The sequence below is a fragment of the Paraburkholderia jirisanensis genome (genome assembly GCF_054782355.1).
In genome coordinates this window covers 1,046,113-1,061,981 of record NZ_BAAGSQ010000033.1, presented here as the reverse complement: position 1 = coordinate 1,061,981, position 15,869 = coordinate 1,046,113, and the positions used below count along the sequence as shown (strand labels likewise).

At 64.0% G+C, this 15,869-nt stretch carries 15 protein-coding genes; 11 read left to right on the top strand and 4 right to left on the bottom strand.

Translation table 11 applies throughout. The features are described 5' to 3' along the window. Positions 1–20 precede the first annotated feature (20 nt). A complete protein-coding gene (locus ACYVNQ_RS36745; RefSeq protein WP_460910530.1) occupies positions 21–1,961 on the bottom strand; it encodes a thiamine pyrophosphate-binding protein in 1,941 nt (646 codons plus the stop codon). Positions 1,962–2,512: 551 nt separating this feature from the next. On the opposite strand from ACYVNQ_RS36745, the gene ACYVNQ_RS36740 reads away from it, so the two are divergent. Together ACYVNQ_RS36740 and ACYVNQ_RS36735 are read left to right on the top strand one after the other, a co-directional pair. Next, entirely contained in the window at positions 2,513–3,484 is a 972-nt protein-coding gene (locus ACYVNQ_RS36740) for a LysR family transcriptional regulator (protein ID WP_460910529.1), read from the top strand. A 174-nt stretch (positions 3,485–3,658) separates the two neighbouring features. Then, entirely contained in the window at positions 3,659–4,687 is a 1,029-nt protein-coding gene (locus ACYVNQ_RS36735) for an ABC transporter substrate-binding protein (protein WP_460910528.1), read from the top strand. 68 nt (positions 4,688–4,755) lie between these two features. On the opposite strand, the gene ACYVNQ_RS36730 is transcribed toward ACYVNQ_RS36735, so the two are convergent. After that, entirely contained in the window at positions 4,756–5,274 is a 519-nt protein-coding gene (locus tag ACYVNQ_RS36730) for a hypothetical protein (protein WP_460910526.1), read from the bottom strand. 206 nt (positions 5,275–5,480) lie between these two features. Here ACYVNQ_RS36730 and ACYVNQ_RS36725 point away from each other — a divergent pair, with 206 nt between their 5' ends. From ACYVNQ_RS36725 to ACYVNQ_RS36715, 3 genes are all read left to right on the top strand, one after another. Continuing rightward, positions 5,481–5,924 carry a DUF2231 domain-containing protein gene (locus tag ACYVNQ_RS36725; RefSeq protein ID WP_460910524.1) on the top strand — a complete coding sequence of 148 codons (444 nt, stop codon included), beginning with the start codon at positions 5,481–5,483 and terminating at the stop codon, positions 5,922–5,924. Continuing rightward, entirely contained in the window at positions 5,917–7,239 is a 1,323-nt protein-coding gene (locus ACYVNQ_RS36720) for a PQQ-dependent sugar dehydrogenase (protein WP_460910522.1), read from the top strand. Before ACYVNQ_RS36725 ends, ACYVNQ_RS36720 begins: the two co-directional genes overlap by 8 nt. A 64-nt stretch (positions 7,240–7,303) precedes the next feature. Next, positions 7,304–7,981, top strand: coding sequence for a dihydrofolate reductase family protein (locus ACYVNQ_RS36715; protein ID WP_460910520.1), 678 nt, complete (start codon positions 7,304–7,306; stop codon positions 7,979–7,981). Positions 7,982–8,047: 66 nt separating this feature from the next. Here the strand turns inward: ACYVNQ_RS36715 and ACYVNQ_RS36710 are convergent, their stop codons facing one another. Together ACYVNQ_RS36710 and ACYVNQ_RS36705 are read right to left on the bottom strand one after the other, a co-directional pair. Further along, entirely contained in the window at positions 8,048–8,851 is an 804-nt protein-coding gene (locus ACYVNQ_RS36710; RefSeq protein ID WP_460910518.1) for a hypothetical protein, read from the bottom strand. Positions 8,852–8,958: 107 nt separating this feature from the next. After that, a complete protein-coding gene (locus tag ACYVNQ_RS36705; protein WP_460910516.1) occupies positions 8,959–9,618 on the bottom strand; it encodes a peroxiredoxin-like family protein in 660 nt (219 codons plus the stop codon). Positions 9,619–9,726: 108 nt separating this feature from the next. On the opposite strand from ACYVNQ_RS36705, the gene ACYVNQ_RS36700 reads away from it, so the two are divergent. The 6 genes from ACYVNQ_RS36700 (at position 9,727) to ACYVNQ_RS36675 (ending at position 15,799) form a co-directional block, all read left to right on the top strand. Continuing rightward, positions 9,727–10,659 carry a LysR family transcriptional regulator gene (locus ACYVNQ_RS36700; protein ID WP_460910514.1) on the top strand — a complete coding sequence of 311 codons (933 nt, stop codon included), beginning with the start codon at positions 9,727–9,729 and terminating at the stop codon, positions 10,657–10,659. A gap of 251 nt (positions 10,660–10,910) precedes the next feature. Then, positions 10,911–11,762 carry a transporter substrate-binding domain-containing protein gene (locus ACYVNQ_RS36695; protein ID WP_460910512.1) on the top strand — a complete coding sequence of 284 codons (852 nt, stop codon included), beginning with the start codon at positions 10,911–10,913 and terminating at the stop codon, positions 11,760–11,762. Positions 11,763–11,799: 37 nt separating this feature from the next. Next, on the top strand, positions 11,800–12,522 hold the full coding sequence (locus ACYVNQ_RS36690; RefSeq protein ID WP_460910510.1) for an ABC transporter permease: 723 nt from the start codon (positions 11,800–11,802) through the stop codon (positions 12,520–12,522). Between the two features lie 36 nt (positions 12,523–12,558). Continuing rightward, the gene (locus ACYVNQ_RS36685; RefSeq protein ID WP_460910508.1) at positions 12,559–13,302 is read left to right on the top strand and encodes an ABC transporter permease; all 744 of its coding nucleotides are present in this window, start codon (positions 12,559–12,561) and stop codon (positions 13,300–13,302) included. A gap of 39 nt (positions 13,303–13,341) precedes the next feature. Beyond that, entirely contained in the window at positions 13,342–14,133 is a 792-nt protein-coding gene (locus ACYVNQ_RS36680) for an ABC transporter ATP-binding protein (RefSeq protein WP_460910506.1), read from the top strand. Positions 14,134–14,188: 55 nt separating this feature from the next. Then, positions 14,189–15,799, top strand: a complete 1,611-nt coding sequence (locus tag ACYVNQ_RS36675) for an HAL/PAL/TAL family ammonia-lyase (RefSeq protein WP_460910504.1) — start codon at positions 14,189–14,191, stop codon at positions 15,797–15,799. Positions 15,800–15,869 lie beyond the last annotated feature (70 nt).

The following is a 15,869-nucleotide window of genomic DNA, read 5'->3' as shown; positions in this document are numbered from 1 at the left end:
ACAGTTCCGTTGTAACTTCGTTACCTGGGCTGAGTCAGCACGTCGATCAAGGCCGGCTTGCCGCTTTTTACCTGCGCCATCGCACGCACCAGCGCGGGGCCGAGATCGGCAGGATTCGATATCGGTCCTTCCGCCCACATGCCCATGCTTTTTGCCATCGCTGCATAGTCGATCGGCGGATCGTTCAGCACCGTGCCGACCGTGCCGTTTTCCGGATGCCGGTCGCGGCGGCTTGCCATGCGCTGGATATGCATGCTCTCCTGATGCCACGCGCGGTTGTTGTGCATCACTGTCAACAATGGCAGCTTGTGATGGACTGCGGTCCACAGCACGCCCGGCAGCACCATCAGATCGCCATCGGTCTGGATGTTGACCGCAATGCGGCCGGCGTCGCGATGCGCGAGCGCGGCACCCACCGCGGCAGGCGCACCGTAGCCGACGCCGTAGCCGCCCTGGCCGCCGATGAACTGATACGTCTTCGTGATGTCCCACAGCCGCTGCGGCCAGTAGCTGACAAAGTTGGTCTGCGAAACCAGCCCCCAGTCTTCGTGGCGAATTACGTTCCACACTTCCTGTGAAAGGCGTGCGGTGCTGACCGGGCTGCCGTCCCACGCGCGCGTCGCGGCTTCGCGCGCGGCATGACGCATCTTGTCGAACGCTTCACGCATCGGCTGCGCGCGTGCGGCAGCGGCATTGCGCTGCGCCGGCGTCTGCGCGTGTTGCACCGCATGCAGCAAACCAGGCAGCGATGCTTCGGCATCTGCGGCAATCGGCAGGGTCGGCGCGAAATAACGCTCGGCGTCCTGCATGTTCGATTTGCCGTACAGGTAGGCCGTGGAGATGCTGATTACCTTGACGTCGCTTTTCGCGCGCCGCTGCGAAGGGCGATGAATCGTGTCGGGCACATTGCCCGTCAAGGCCCACACGTCGCCCACTTCGAGCGCGACGATTACGTCCGCTTGCGCCAGCAATTTTGCCTGCAGCGACGTGTGGTTCAGATAGTGGTTAGTCGGAAAGTTCATGCGCCCGAGCAGATCGACGACCGGCGCATTGAGCGACTCTGCAAGTTTGACAAGCGTGTCCATCGCAGCTTGCGAACGTACCGCGCGATCCGCGACGATCACCGGCGCCTGCGCATTGCAGATCAGCGCGGCCGCCGCGGCCAGCGCCTCCGGGCTTGCCACCGGCGGCGAGACTTCGCGCAACGGCGGCACGACGATATCGTGCGGCTCGGCGATCGGCTGTTCCTGCAACTCGGCATCGGCGACGATCAGCACCGGCTCCATCGGCGGCGTGACCGACATCGTGTAAGCCCGCATGAACGACTCGGCGTAGTGCTGCAGCGATACCGGATTGTCGTCCCACTTCGTATAGTCGCGCACCAGCGCGCCCAGATCGAGCGCGGTGTGATACCACTCGACGCCGGGCCGGCGTTTGGCAGCGTCGGCGATGTTGCCTGCCAGCACCATCATCGGCACGCGGTCGCACCACGCGTTGAAAATCGCCATCGACGCGTGCTGCAGGCCGACCGTGCTGTGCACGAGGCAGGCCATCGGTTTGCCCGCGACCTTCGCATAGCCGTGTGCAATCGCGGCAGCGGCCTCTTCGTGCGTGCAGACGATCATCTGTGGATGCACGTTGCCGGCGTAGTTGACGATCGATTCGTGAATACCGCGAAACGACGAACCCGGCATCACCGCCACATAGTCGATGCCGGCCACCTTCAGCAGGTCGACCATGAAGTCGGAGCCGGGGTTGCCGATGTGCGCTGCGTCGGTGGCGGGCGCTTCGTCGAGCGACGGCGTCTGCGTTTCGGCAGCGGCCAGCGCGGCCGACGGCCTCGCGACCGCAGGCTTGTGTTCGGGGGCGGCGGATTGCGCCGCGCTGGCACCCGGCTTCGCGAGCACGGCCGCTGTGCCGGTGACAAGCGCGTCCTTCAGAAACCTGCGTCGGTCACTCATGCTGGTTGCTCCTCCTGTGTCGATGAAGCTGGAACGTCGATGCCTGGTGTTGCACCGCGTATGCGCGTCGTCAGGCGGCGGGCGCGGTCAGCGACCGTGCGCTCGCTGCACGCATGTCAAACCCGTCAAACTGGCTTAAATGGATGGGAAGGCGAAGCCTTCGTTCAGGCAGTCTGCCGCGCCTTTACCGGCGCTCGCAGCCAAAGAAGCCCTTCCGGACACCGGTGGGCATGGATCATCGAAGTCTCCAGTCGATTGTTTTTATCGGTACGTCGGACCGTTCGCGCGCGGCGCGCCGGCGTTTGAGGCGGGGCGCTTTTATGTGAAAATCGCGGCTGCGCCCGATCTTGCGTCACAGGGCGCGCACTCAAGGCAAGCCAGTTTAGTCCGCTGCCACGCTGCCGTCACATCAGAAATCCTTGTGCGGTCGACTAGTTTTTCTTGAGCAACGTGCCCGCAACAAACCCGCTCTGTGCCCGCAACAAACCCGCCCCGTGCCCGCAACGTACCCGTCATGCACGGCGGCGGCCGCAACCAGTCCAAGGGAGACCATGCCCACGCCGCTGCCCCCTCTGAACGCGCTGAAGGCATTCGAGTCAGCCGCCCGGCACCTGAGTTTCACCAAGGCCGCTGCGGAACTGCACGTCACGCCGGCTGCGGTGGGTTTTCAGGTCAACGTGCTCGAAGCGCACCTCGGCGTGCTGCTGTTCGAGCGCACGAAGAAGGGGCTGGTGCTGACGCGCGCCGGGCGCGCGTGCCTGCCGAAACTGCGCGACAGCTTCCAGATGATGCGCGAATCGATCGAACTGCTCGGCCGCTTCAAGGATAAGGAAACCTTGACGATCGATTGTCCGCCGTCGTTTGCGAATCGCTGGCTGATGCCGCGCCTGCACCGCTTTCTGATGCAGCACGCGGATATCGACGTGCAGATCGTGTCGCGCATGCATGGCTTCGGCCGCTCGTGGACGCAGCAGGCGATGGAGGCAAACGACTCGCGCCAGTGGATTGCCGAACTGGACATGGTGGTGGTGCTGGGCAACGGGCAATACGAGCATCTGGACGTCACGCCGATCTTGCCGCTGACGCTGACGCCGCTGCTCGCGCCCGCACTGGCGGCGCGCATCAATGTTGGCGAGCCTGCGCAATTGTTGTCGCTGCCCTTGCTGTACGACGATCGCGGCCTCGTGCATGGCGGCAAGTCGTACTGGCAAATGTGGGCGCAATTTGCGCAGATCGCCACGCCGGACGAAGCCAACGGCCATCATTTCGCGCATGCGATGACCGCGCTGGAAGCCGCGGTCGACGAGATGGGCGTGGTGGTCAGCGCGCCGATGCTGGCACTGCCGGAACTGCAGAGCGGCCGCCTCATCGCGCCGTTTCCGGTGTTGAACGATTGTGGTGTGGCGTACCACGCGGTATCGGCCACGCGGCGCGCGAGCATCGAGTTGTTCGTAGCGTGGCTGGTGGACGAGGCGAAGTCGACTACGCGCGCGCTAGCCGTATTGAAGCATCCGTCGAACTAGGCGCACCGCGCGCGGCGCGGCACGCGCTATCCCACTCCGACGGCAATGCATATTCCAAAAAGTCATTTATGCGGTGCACATCGCGCCTGTAAACTGCCTGCAATCTTTCAGGCTTCGCACGATGTATCCGCTTCACGCGAGGCCGTCTTCAATGCATTGCGTCAGGATTGCACCATGACAATGAAAAAGCAGCTTCGGGGTGGCTTGGGCGGGCGCGTTGCGCAAACCATCGTGCTATGCGGTGCCGCATTGCTTTCGTGCGCGGCCCAGGCCGAAGGCAAGATCAGCATCGCGCAGCAATTCGGCATCGGTTATCTGATTCTCGACGTCGTGCAAGACCAGCATCTGATCGAGAAGCACGGCAAGGAGCAGGGCCTCGACATCAAGGTCGAATGGCGCACGATTTCCGGCGCGACCGGCATGAACGAAGCGCTGCTGGCCGGCGCGCTCGACGTCGTCTCGGCCGGCGTGCCGCCGATGCTGACCGTATGGGACCGCACTAAAGGCCGGCAGAATGTCAAGGCGATCGCCGCGCTCGGCTCGATGCCGAACTATCTGCTGACCAACAATCCCAACGTAAAGACGCTGAAGGATTTCAGCGACAAGGACCGCATCGCGGTGCCCGCCGCCGGCGTCGGTTTTCAGTCGCGCACGCTGCAGATCGAAACGGCGAAAGTGTTCGGCGACAGCGACTACAAACGTTTCGATGCCATTTCGGTGAGCCTGCCGCACCCGGATGCGACCTCTGCGCTGATCGCGGGCCACACTGAAGTCGACGCGCACTATTCGAGCCCGCCATTCCAGTATCAGGCGCTCGAGCATCCGAACGTGCACAAGGTGCTGAGTTCGTACGACACGCTAGGCGGACAGGCGACCTTCAACGTGCTGTACACGACGCAGAAATTCCACGACGAAAACCCGAAGACCTATCGCGCGTTCTACGATGCGCTGGCCGAAGCGGCGCGCATCATCAACCGCGACAAGAGCGGCGCAGCGGCCGCGTATATCCGCATCGAGCATTCGAACCTGCCGCTGCCGCTGGTGCAGAAGATCGTCAACGATCCGGAAATCGACTTCACGATCTCGCCGCAACGCAGCTATGTCTACGCGAGCGAGTTGAACCGGTTGGGGGTGTTGAAGAACAAGGCGGCCTCGTGGAAGGACTACTTTTTCCCCGAGGCGTATGCATCGCCGGGCAGCTAAGCCGGTTGAAGCGGAGGGCCTTGTGAAGCCAGCGCGCCGCGCAAGCCCTCCGGCATTCGCCGCGGTATTTACCGCGGCTTCGCGTAGCCGCTTTCGATCCAGTCGGTCGCGCTGCGCACCGACAGCTTGAAGGTCGGCGCCACGCGCAGGCTCGCGAGCGCGTCGCCGGACGCGTTCACGGCGGCGAGGATCGCGTGCGGATCGTCTTCATCGGGGACGATGTCGAGCGTTACGCTGATCCGGTCAGCTGACGTGTCGACCCACACCTGCTTGTGAAGTTGCGCGTGCAGCTGTTGTTCATGCCGGCGCAGCACTTCCGAGGCGGTCTTGACGAGCGTGTTGAACGCGTTCACGTCGAGCGGCTTCGGGTTCTTCTTGTCGCGGCCCATCGTCCACGGGCCGACCAGCGCGGGTTCCGCCTCGCCATCTTTGGTCATCGCGACCGCCCAGCCGTCGTCGTCCTCGTTCTTGATGACGCGGCAGGTCCAGCCGTTATCGTGCCACAGGCGGTCTTCGTGAACGACGTCGGAGTCGTCGGAGTCGTCGGAGTCGTCGGTGCCGGAGGCGGAGTCGATAGCAGTGTTCATGCGGTGGATGCGCGATCGCTTTGAATGAGAGATGAAGGGAGTGGCCAAGGCCTGAAAGACCAGCCCGCCATTCTACGCGAGTCGCGCGGGGACGCTTGCCGCGATACGGATGTCGCCAGTCGGGTTCAGGTATGAGAAATGCGACTTGCCGGGGAGTTCGGCACGCTGCGTTGCCGGTCGTATCCCTACCGCAGAAAGGACACCCGATGACTTCCACTCCCCCCAAATACCGCTCGCGCGTGGCGACCGCGGTCTTCGATCTGCTCAACCCGATTCCCTATGGGCTATTCGTCGGCACGCTGGTGTTCGACATCATTTTTGCCAGCACTGGCAATGTTTTCTGGGGCAAAGGTGCGGCCTGGCTGGTCATCACCGGATTGTTCTTTGCGATCCTGCCGCGCCTGATCAATCTCGCGCACGTATGGATCGTGGCGCGCCGCGTGGTAAGCGGTGTCGAGCGGCTCGATTTCTGGCTGAACCTGCTGGGTATCGTCGCGGCGATCGTCAATGCGTTCGTGCATAGCCGCGATGCATACGCGATGGTGCCGCTGAACGTGATTCTGTCCGTCATTACAGTGGGCTTGCTGAGCATCGGACGCATCGCACTCGCGTTCGACAAATTTGTTTTCGTGGAGGCGGCTCATGAATAAGTCGATCGTGCGTGGCGCATTCACGCTGATGGCCGCTGCCGTGCTCGCCGCGTGCAGCCAGCAGGCACAGTACGACAGCGCACAGCAGGCCGGCGGCAATCCGCCGTTGCCCGCTGCGCGCAATTTCTTCGCGCCGCCGATGCAGGTGCCCAAATACGTCGGCTGGCAGAACGACGCAACGCCCAAGGTCGCAGAGGGTCTCAAGATCGAGAAGATCGCGTCGGGCCTCGAGCATCCGCGCCAGGTGTATGCGCTGCCCAATGGCGACATCCTCGTCGCGGAATCGAATAGCCCCGGCGAGGAAGCGGTGACCACGCCGAAGCAGCTGATTGCCGGCCTCGTCGAAAGCCGCTCGGGCAAGAAGGCGAAGGGCGCCAATCGCATCACGTTGCTGCGTAAGCGCGCGGACGGCAGCGGCACGTGGGACAAAACCGTGTTCATCGACAATCTGCATTCGCCGTTCGGCATGCAATTGATCGGCGACACGCTGTATGTTGCCGATACCGATGCGATCCTGAAGTTTCCGTACAAGGCCGGCGACACGCATATCGCAGGGCCTGGCGTCGAACTCACCGATCTGCCGGACACTGTCAACCACCACTGGACCAAGGCGTTGCTTGCGAGCCCGGACGGCAAGAAGCTGTTCGTCGGTGTCGGTTCGAACAGCAACGTCGGCGAGAACGGACTCGAAGTGGAATACCGGCGCGCCAACGTGCTCGAAGTCGACGTGGCGACCGGCGGCACGCGTATCTACGCGGCGGGTATCCGCAATCCGACGGGGCTGCAGTGGGAACCGAAAACCGGGCAACTGTGGACGGTCGCCAACGAGCGCGACGAGATCGGCGCCGATCTGGTGCCCGACTATCTGACCTCGGTGAAGGAGGGCGCGTTTTACGGCTGGCCTTATAGCTACTACGGGCAGCATGTCGACCCGCGCGTGCACCAGCAGCGGCCCGACCTGGTCGCCAGGGCGATCAAGCCGGACTATGCGATCGGCTCACACGTTGCACCGCTCGGCCTGCTGTTTTACACGGGCAGCAACTTGCCGGCGCAGTATCAGGGTGGCGCGTTTATCGGCGAGCACGGCAGCTGGGATCGGTCGCCGCTGTCCGGCTATGCGGTCACGTATGTCGCGTTCGAGAACGGCAAGCCGGTCGGCGCGCCGAAACCGGTGGTGACCGGCTTCGCGACCGACGACGAGAAGGAACTGCACGGCGCACCGGTCGGGCTGGCACAGGATCGCGACGGCGCGCTGGTGATTGCCGACGACGTCGGCAATACCGTCTGGCGCGTGACGAAGGCGGGCGGTAGTTAGCAATGATTGCGGGCCGCGAAATCGTCGCAGTGAACGTGATGTCCTTTCAAGCAGGAGCAAGCAGATGAAGCCCTACATCGTGGTCCATATGATGTCGTCGGTCGATGGCCGCAGTCTCACCGACGGTTGGCATCTCGACTACACCACAGACCTGTACGAAACCAGCGCCGCGTCGTTCAACGCGGACGGCTGGATTTGCGGCCGCGTGACCATGCAGGAAATTTCGCACGGTACCGACTATCCGCGCAATCTTGCGAAAGGGCCGATCGGGCGCAACCACCGCTTCGTCAAGCGCGACGCGAGTCAGTACGCGATTTCGATCGATCCGCACGGCAAGGTGGCATGGAAGTCGGACACGGCGCTCGATTCGCACATCGTCGAAGTGCTGACCGAAAGCGTGTCCGACGACTACCTGGCGTATCTGCAGTCGATCGGCGTGTCGTATGTGTTTGGCGGCAAATCGGACATCGATCTGGCGGCTGTCGTCGACGTGCTGGGCCGTGAGCTGAAAACGAAGAAGCTGATTGTCGAAGGCGGTCCGCATGTCGCCGGTATGTTCGTCAATGCAGGCCTGGTAGACGAAGTGAGTGTGCTGATCGTGCCGCTTGTCGATGGACGCGACGCGCATCCGGGTTCATTCGAAGTGGCGATGCAGGCGTGGCGGCAGCCGCGTTACCTCGAGCTGGACTCGGTCGACAAGCTTGCGCACGGCGCGGTGTGGTTGAGGTATCGGACGAAATAGGTTTCGGAGCGCGGCTTGAGGTACTCGCGTGATGATGGTGGTCGCGCACCGGCGGCACGTGAGGCGTTACGGGCGATGCTCGTCATCGCTGCCGTTGGCGTTGGCGTGATGCACGTTGCCCAATCCAGCGCCGCCGGTGCCGCCGATGCCGTCGGCGCCTGCGCCCTGACCGCTGCCCCCTTTGCCTTGCTGTCCCCCACCCGCATCCTTGGCCTTGCTGCCCGCAGGCCGCGCCGGCCCCTGCTCGGGAATCGCAAGGCCGCGCGGCACCGGTTCGAGATTGAGCACTTCGCGGATGAAGTCGCGTAGCGACACGACCAGCTCCGCGGTATGAATCGGCCGGCCTTGCGTCATTTCCTGCGCTGCTTGCGCGGCAAGCCGTACTTGCCGTTCGGTGCCGAGCAGGATCACATCGGCGAGCGCCGCTTCGACGGCGTCGCGGATACGCCGCGACCGGTCCCAGCGGCCCGGGTCGCTCGCCGGCGCTGCGGCGGATGCAGGCGCGGATACCGTTGCGGCACTATCGGCCGATGCTTCACCAGCCAGCGCTTCGCTAGCCAATGCGGCATCGCCGCCCGCTTCGTCGAGTGCGAGATGCTGCACGGCCGTCACCGCCATCGATGCGCGTTTCAGATCGCGCAGATGAACCGGATCGACCGCGAGATTGCCCGTGAACGAGCCGCCAAGCGCCTTATACGCGGCGATCAGCGTGCGTACCCGTTCGTTGATTTGACGATTCTCGCGCTCGCGGCGCCGCTGCACGGTCTGCATCAACAGCAGCCGGATGCCGACGCCGATCAGCGTTATCACCGCCAACCCGGCGAGGGTCGACAGCAATGCTGGCCAGGAACTGAAATCGAGGTTGCGCATGAAAGCCGGGTCTCGCTCAGAGGCTTGAAAGGGCAGTGTGCCGATCGACGTCATATCGGCACACCCGACGCTCGCATCCGCAAACTATGGTCCCGGCCGCGCGAGGCTCAAGCCTCACCCGCCAGTGCACGCAGCACCGGCAGCAGCTCGCCCGGGTCCGGGCGCTTCGTATAGTCCGGGCTCACTTCCGCGTACGCGATCTTGCCGTCCCGGCCGATGATATATCGGGCCGGCATCGGCAGCGTCCAGCTCGGTTCGCCGTTGATCACGGCCAGATCGATGTTGAAGCCCTTGTGCACGTCGATCAGCTCGTCCTGCAAGCGCCAGCGAATCCCGAATGCGTCAGCAGTCTTGCCGCCTGCGTCGGTGAGGATCGGATAGCTGAGCTTGTTCTGACGTTGCGACTTCAGGCTGTTCTCCGGCGTCTGCATCGACACGGCAACCAGCTGCGCACCCAGTGCACGGATTTCGTCGATGGTTTCCTCGATCGCCTGCAAATCGATATTGCAGTACGGGCACCATACGCCGCGATAAAACGTCACGACCAGCGGTCCTTGTTCGAGCATCTGCTCCGACGACACGAGTTCGCCTTCGGCGTTGACCAGCTTGAAGGTCGGTGCAATGTCACCCACCTTCAGCGCGCGCTCGGCCTGGCCCGTGGCGATCAGCTCCGCCATGGTCCGGTGGAAAATCTCGACCACCTCAGGCGTCGCGACTTTGGTTTCGAAATGGGCTTTGAAGGCATCCAGCTTGTCTTGCAGTTTCATGATCGGCTCCGGTTGGGCTCGCCAGTGGTTGGCGTGTGAAGACATATTTATTCATTTGCCCGGTAGCCGGTAGAATGGCTGGATGACTTTCAATTATTTGCTGCACGAATGAATGACAAGCTATCCGTGTTGCGGCTTTTCACGCGCGTCGCACGCACCTCGAGCTTCACGCGCGCCGGGCGCGAGCTCGGCATCAGCCAGCCTTCGGTATCTCGGCAGATTTCGGAACTCGAGGTCGACGTGGGCATCGCGCTATTCGTCAGAAGCACGCGTGCGGTGAAATTGACGCAAGCCGGCGCCGACTATCTGTTGCGTGTCGAAGCGATTCTCGAATCGCTCGAGGAGGCCGATCACGCCGCGCGCGGCACGATGGAACTGCGCGGCCAGTTGCGCGTGGCGCTGTCGGCCAGCTTCGCGATCCGTGAAGTGATCCCGCGCATCGACCGTCTGATGGAAGCGCATCCGGCGTTGCGCATCGAACTGCTGATGTCGGACGAGCGCGAGGATCTGATCGCCGAGGGCGTCGACGTTGCGATCCGCTTCGGCACGCTGCCCGATTCGAGCGCGACCGCGCGCATGCTCGGGCGCTCGCCGCGCATGCTGGTTGCGGCGCCGTCCTATCTGGCGCGCGCCGGCCGGCCGCGCGAGCCCGCCGAGCTGGCTCACCACCACTTCGTGCTTGGGCCGTCGAGCTCGGGCGCACTGGGCTGCACGTTGCGCAAGGATGGCCAGCAAGCGGTATTTCATCCACAAGGGCGGCTCGCCGCATCCGTCAACGAAGGTGCAACTGCGGCGGCCGCCGCGGGCCTCGGCATCCTGACGATCGGTTTGTGGGGATGCCGAAGCGAGCTGGCGGATGGACGCCTCGTGCAGATCCTCGAAGACTGGCAACTCGAGCCTGTCGACGTTCACGCGGTGTTTCCGCCCGGCCGTGCCGCACGTCCCGCCGCCCGCGCGCTAATCGATTATCTGGTCGCGGAACTCGCGCCGATCTCGATGGCGGCCGCTTCGCACCGCGGTGTAACAGGCCAGGTTGACTAGCTGACTTCGAGGCCCGCAATCGACGCAAAGCGCGCCGCCTGAACCGGTTGCTCAAGCTGCAAGCCAGCCGAAAATCAGGAAGATGTCCTTAAAACCATGGGCTATTCGCCAGGGTATGCCCTGGCTTCGTCGCCAATTCTCAAAAAATTTCTTGCCAACCCGTTTTTGACTCCGCATGCTTGTCTATACAAGCTAGGTTCATTCTCTACGGCAACGCTCGGGAACCCCCCGCAACCACAGGAAATGTCGATATGAAGATCAGGTCCATTCGCGTCGCAACGCTATTGGTCGGCGCGCTGCTCGGTACCGTAGTCGCTGCGGCTTCGGTTCAGGCCAAAGAGTGGAAGACGGTGACGATCGCGCTGGACGGCAGCTACGCGCCATGGAATCTGACCTTGCCGGGCGGCAAGCTGAGCGGCTTCGAACCGGAACTGGTTGCGAATCTGTGCGAACGTGCGGAGCTCAAGTGCAACCTCGTTACCCAAGACTGGGACGGTATGATTCCAGGCCTGCAGGCCGGCAAGTTCGACGTGTTGATGGATGCGATCTCGATCACGCCGGACCGCGAAAAAATCCTCGCATTCTCGAAGCCGTATGCAGCAACGCCTGCCACCTTCGCGGTGTCCGACACCAAGGTCCTGCCGAAAGCCGCAGCATCGACAAGCGCCGTCAAGCTCGACAACGACGCGCGCAGCACCCAGCCCGCCATCGACACCTTGCGCAAGTCGTTGAAGGGCAAAACGATCGGCCTGCAGTCGGGCACGATCTACACGGGCTTCGTCACCAACAACTTCAAGGACGTCGCATCGATCCGCGTGTACAAGACCGCGCCCGAGCGCGATCTCGACCTCGCCAACGGCCGCATCGACGCATCGTTCGACGACGTCACCTACTACACCGCGAATGCGGACAAGCAGGGCACGGTGGTGCCGGCGGGCCCGCAGATTACCGGCGCGATCTGGGGGCCGGGCGAAGGCCTCGCGTTTCGCAAGCAGGACGCCGACCTGAAGGCGAAATTCGATACCGCGATCGCTGCAGCGCAGGCTGACGGCACGATCAGGAAGCTCGCGCTGAAGTGGTTCAAGACCGACGTCACGCCTTGAACGCAGGCATTGCAATTGAGCTATCGAGGTAGTCGCCATGTCTCTGTTTGAAACCCTCGGTTTCGGGCCGCAAGGCTGGGGCAGCGTGCTGTTGCTGGGCGCGCTGATGACGGTTGTGCTGACGCTTGCCGCGCTGGCGATCGGCGCGGTGTTCGGCGGGCTGATTGCGGCGGCCAAGCTGTCGCGCTTCGTCGCGTTGCGCGTGCTCGGCGATTGCTATACGACGGTGTTCCGCGGCGTGCCCGAACTGCTCGTGATCTACCTGTTCTACTTCGGCGGCTCGGCGCTCGTCACGACGGTCGGGCAGTGGTTCGGCGCCGATGGCTTCGTCGGCGTGCCGCCGTTCGTGGTCGGCGCGGTGGCGGTCGGCATGATTTCCGGCGCGTATCAGGCCGAGGTCTATCGCGCCGCAGTGCTCGCGGTGTCGCGCGGCGAACTCGAAGCCGCGCGCGCGATCGGCATGCCGACCTTGACGATGGCCCGACGCATCCTGATTCCGCAGGTGCTGCGCTTCGCGCTGCCGGGCATCGGCAACGTGTGGCAGCTGAGCCTGAAAGACTCGGCGCTGATCTCGGTCACGGGTCTCGCCGAACTGCTGCGCGCAAGCCAGGTGGCAGCCGGTTCCACGCATCAGTACTTTCTGTTCTTCGTCGCAGGCGGCGTGCTGTACCTGCTGATGACAGGCATCTCGAACCGCGTATTCGGACGCGCGGAAGCGGCGGTCGGCCGCTCGTTCAAGCGCAGCTTCGCGCGCAACTGACGCAACTGACGCAACTTACGTTTCGGCGGCCACCTCATGCACTTCGATTTCGATTTCCTGTTCGATACGCTGCGCCAGCTGATTGCCGCGGTGCCGGTCACGCTGGGGCTGTTCTTCGCGTCGCTGGTGCTGGGCGGCTTGCTGTCGCTGGTGATAGTGACGATGCGGGTATCGCCGCGCTGGTTGCCCAACCGCTTTGCGCGCGCCTACATCCTCGTATTCCGCGGCTCGCCGCTGTTGATCCAGATGTTCCTGATCTACTACGGGCTCGGCGAATTCGGCGTGATTCGCCAGAGCTTCCTGTGGCCGGTGTTACGCGAACCGTACGTGTGCGCGGTGCTGTCGCTGGCGCTGTGCACCGCCGGCTACACCGCCGAAATCATTCGCGGCGGCCTGATGGCGGTGCCGGTCGGCGAAATCGAAGCGGGCTACGCCGTCGGGCTGTCCGGCTTCGCGCTGTTGCGCCGCGTGATCGGGCCGATCGCGCTGCGCCAGTGTCTGCCCGCGTATTCGACCGAGGCCGTGCTGCTCGTCAAATCGACCGCGCTCGCCAGTCTCGTCACCGTGTGGGAAGTGACCGGCGTCGCACAGCAGATCATCCAGCAGACCTACCGCACCACCGAAGTGTTCGTGTGCGCGGCGCTGATCTATCTTGGCTTGAACTTCCTCGTGGTGCGCCTCATCGGCTTGCTGGAGCGGCGGCTGTCGCGCCATCTGCGCCGCGCGCCACCGGCAGCACCAACGCTGCCCGCACTCGAAACCCATCGCGCCGCGCCGTGACCGGCCGCCGATCGTAGAGAAACGCATGTGGAGAAACGCATGAACTCAGCTGCACCCGTCGCGCTGTCGGTCCGCAACATTCACAAATCGTTCGGCGAACATCACGTGCTGAAGGGCATTTCGCTCGATGCGCACGAAGGCGACGTGATCTCGATTCTCGGCGCAAGCGGCTCGGGCAAGAGCACCTTGCTGCGCTGCCTGAACCTGCTGGAAATTCCCGACGACGGCTCGGTCGCACTCGCCGGCGAGGAACTGAAGATGAAGCGCCGTCGCGACGGCAAGCTGCAGATCGGCGACCGCCGTCAGGTCGACCGGATCCGCTCGCGTCTGGGCATGGTGTTTCAGAACTTCAACCTGTGGTCGCATATGAACGTGCTGGAAAACGTCATCGAAGGGCCGATGCGCGTGCAGAAACGCTCGCGTGCGGAAGCCGTCGAAGAGGCCGAGGCGCTGCTTGCCAAAGTGGGGCTTGCCGAGAAGCGTCAGCACTATCCGGCGCATCTTTCCGGCGGCCAGCAGCAGCGCGTGGCGATTGCGCGCGCGCTGGCGATGCATCCGAAAGTGATGCTGTTCGACGAACCGACCTCGGCGCTCGACCCCGAACTGGTCGGCGAAGTGCTGCGCGTGATGCGCGCATTGGCCGACGAAGGCCGCACGATGCTGGTGGTCACGCACGAAATGGGCTTTGCCAAGCACGTATCCAATCGCGTGATGTTCCTGCATCAAGGCCAGGTCGACGCAGACGGCACGCCTGCCGAAGTATTCGGCGGATCGACATCGGAACGCTTCCGGCAGTTCGTGTCGAGCCATCACGACCGCAACGGCCACTGAACCCTTCTCGGCCCCTTCTCGGCCCTTTATCGGCCTCTTACCGGCGCAGATTCCGATGACCATCACTCGTACCGATCGCCCGCTGGACTGGCGGCAGATTGCGGCGGTTGCCGCCGGCGCACCGCTGCAGCTTTCCGATGACGCGCGCGCCAGCATCCGCGCCGCGCGCACGCTCGTCGAACAGATCGTCGAGCGCAACATCCGCGCTTACGGCGTGAACACCGGTGTCGGTGCACTGTGCGACGTGATCGTGTCGCGCGCCGAGCAGCACGACCTGTCGCACAACATCCTGATGAGCCACGCGGTCGGCGTCGGCGCGCCGCTCGGCGCGGAAGAGACGCGCGCGATCATGGCCGCTGCGATCAACAACTTCGCGCATGGACATTCGGGCGTGCGGGTCGAGCTGGTCGAACGCCTCGTCGTGCTGCTCGAAGCGAATTGCCTGCCTGAGGTGCCGGCGTTCGGCTCGGTCGGATATCTGAGCCACATGGCGCATATCGCGCTGGTGTGCGTCGGAGCGGGTCACGCGCGCTGGAAAGGCGAGCGTTTGAGCGGCTCGGAAGCGCTGCGGCGGCTCGGTTTCGATGCGCTGTCGCTCGAGGCGAAGGAGGGCTTGAGCCTCGTCAACGGCACGCCGTGCGTGACCGGGCTCGCGGCGCTCGCGCTGGTGCGTGCCGAACGCCTGCTCGATTGGGCCGATGTGGTGTCCGCGATGAGCTTCGAAAATCTCGGTGGCCAGATGGCGGCGTTCGATGCCGAATCGCTCGCGTTTCGCATCTCGCCGGGGCTCGCGCACGTCGGCGAACGGATGCGCGCGATTCTCGGCGATAGCGGTTTGCTGGCTGCGTCGCTGGGGCGCCGCACGCAAGACCCGCTCAGTATGCGCACGATTCCGCACGTGCACGGCGCGGCGCGCGACGTGCTCGCGGCGACCGTGGACGTGGTGAACCGCGAACTCGCTTCGACCACCGACAATCCGATCGTGGCCGGCACGCCCGAGCTGCCGCAGGTTTTCTCGCAAGCGCATGCGGTAGGCGCATCGATTGCGCTCGCGATGGACAGTCTCGCAGCCGCCGTCGCGCAGGTCGCGGCAATGGCCGAGCGGCGCCTCGATCGTCTGGTGAACCCATTGGTCAGCGATCTGCCGGCGTTTCTCGCGCACACGGGCGGGACATATTCGGGCTTCATGATTGCGCAATACACAGCGGCATCGCTGGTCGCGCAGAACCGCCGCGAAGCGGCGCCCGCGAGTCTCGACGGCGGTGTGACATCGGGCCTGCAGGAGGATCACTTGTGCCATGCCACACCAGCCGCACTGAAGGCGCTGGCGGTGATCGAGAACAGCAGCCGCATTCTCGGCATCGAACTGCTTGCTGCGGTTCAAGCCTACGATCTGCAGCCCGTCGATGCGCCGCGCGCGTCATACACGCAGACGCTGCACGACAAGGTGCGCGACGTGCTGACGCCGTACCGCGACGATCGACCGCTGGCCGACGACATGAGCTTCGCGTTTCGCCTGATCGCCGCCGGCGGGCCGCCGCCGCTGCCGGGCCCGGCGCCGCTCAGCAGGGTTGCCGGCTCGCTGGAAGCGGACGCTACGCAGCGCGCCGGGCGCACCGTGCTTGCGCCGGCCAACGACACGTGGCCGGCGGCCATCGGCGGTTGATCGAACGCGCCATCGCAGATGGCTCAACCGGTTGCAGTTCACTGACGAAGCTCGAACGACGATGAATACG

Excerpts from the sequence above, each read along its gene's own strand:
- ACYVNQ_RS36745 (WP_460910530.1), bottom strand. The coding sequence starts at position 1,961 with ATGAGTGACCGACGCAGGTTTCTGAAGGACGCGCTTGTCACCGGCACA.
- ACYVNQ_RS36740 (WP_460910529.1), top strand. The coding sequence starts at position 2,513 with ATGCCCACGCCGCTGCCCCCTCTGAACGCGCTGAAGGCATTCGAGTCA.
- ACYVNQ_RS36735 (WP_460910528.1), top strand. The coding sequence starts at position 3,659 with ATGACAATGAAAAAGCAGCTTCGGGGTGGCTTGGGCGGGCGCGTTGCG.
- ACYVNQ_RS36730 (WP_460910526.1), bottom strand. The coding sequence starts at position 5,274 with ATGAACACTGCTATCGACTCCGCCTCCGGCACCGACGACTCCGACGAC.
- ACYVNQ_RS36725 (WP_460910524.1), top strand. The coding sequence starts at position 5,481 with ATGACTTCCACTCCCCCCAAATACCGCTCGCGCGTGGCGACCGCGGTC.
- ACYVNQ_RS36720 (WP_460910522.1), top strand. The coding sequence starts at position 5,917 with ATGAATAAGTCGATCGTGCGTGGCGCATTCACGCTGATGGCCGCTGCC.
- ACYVNQ_RS36715 (WP_460910520.1), top strand. The coding sequence starts at position 7,304 with ATGAAGCCCTACATCGTGGTCCATATGATGTCGTCGGTCGATGGCCGC.
- ACYVNQ_RS36710 (WP_460910518.1), bottom strand. The coding sequence starts at position 8,851 with ATGCGCAACCTCGATTTCAGTTCCTGGCCAGCATTGCTGTCGACCCTC.
- ACYVNQ_RS36705 (WP_460910516.1), bottom strand. The coding sequence starts at position 9,618 with ATGAAACTGCAAGACAAGCTGGATGCCTTCAAAGCCCATTTCGAAACC.
- ACYVNQ_RS36700 (WP_460910514.1), top strand. The coding sequence starts at position 9,727 with ATGAATGACAAGCTATCCGTGTTGCGGCTTTTCACGCGCGTCGCACGC.
- ACYVNQ_RS36695 (WP_460910512.1), top strand. The coding sequence starts at position 10,911 with ATGAAGATCAGGTCCATTCGCGTCGCAACGCTATTGGTCGGCGCGCTG.
- ACYVNQ_RS36690 (WP_460910510.1), top strand. The coding sequence starts at position 11,800 with ATGTCTCTGTTTGAAACCCTCGGTTTCGGGCCGCAAGGCTGGGGCAGC.
- ACYVNQ_RS36685 (WP_460910508.1), top strand. The coding sequence starts at position 12,559 with ATGCACTTCGATTTCGATTTCCTGTTCGATACGCTGCGCCAGCTGATT.
- ACYVNQ_RS36680 (WP_460910506.1), top strand. The coding sequence starts at position 13,342 with ATGAACTCAGCTGCACCCGTCGCGCTGTCGGTCCGCAACATTCACAAA.
- ACYVNQ_RS36675 (WP_460910504.1), top strand. The coding sequence starts at position 14,189 with ATGACCATCACTCGTACCGATCGCCCGCTGGACTGGCGGCAGATTGCG.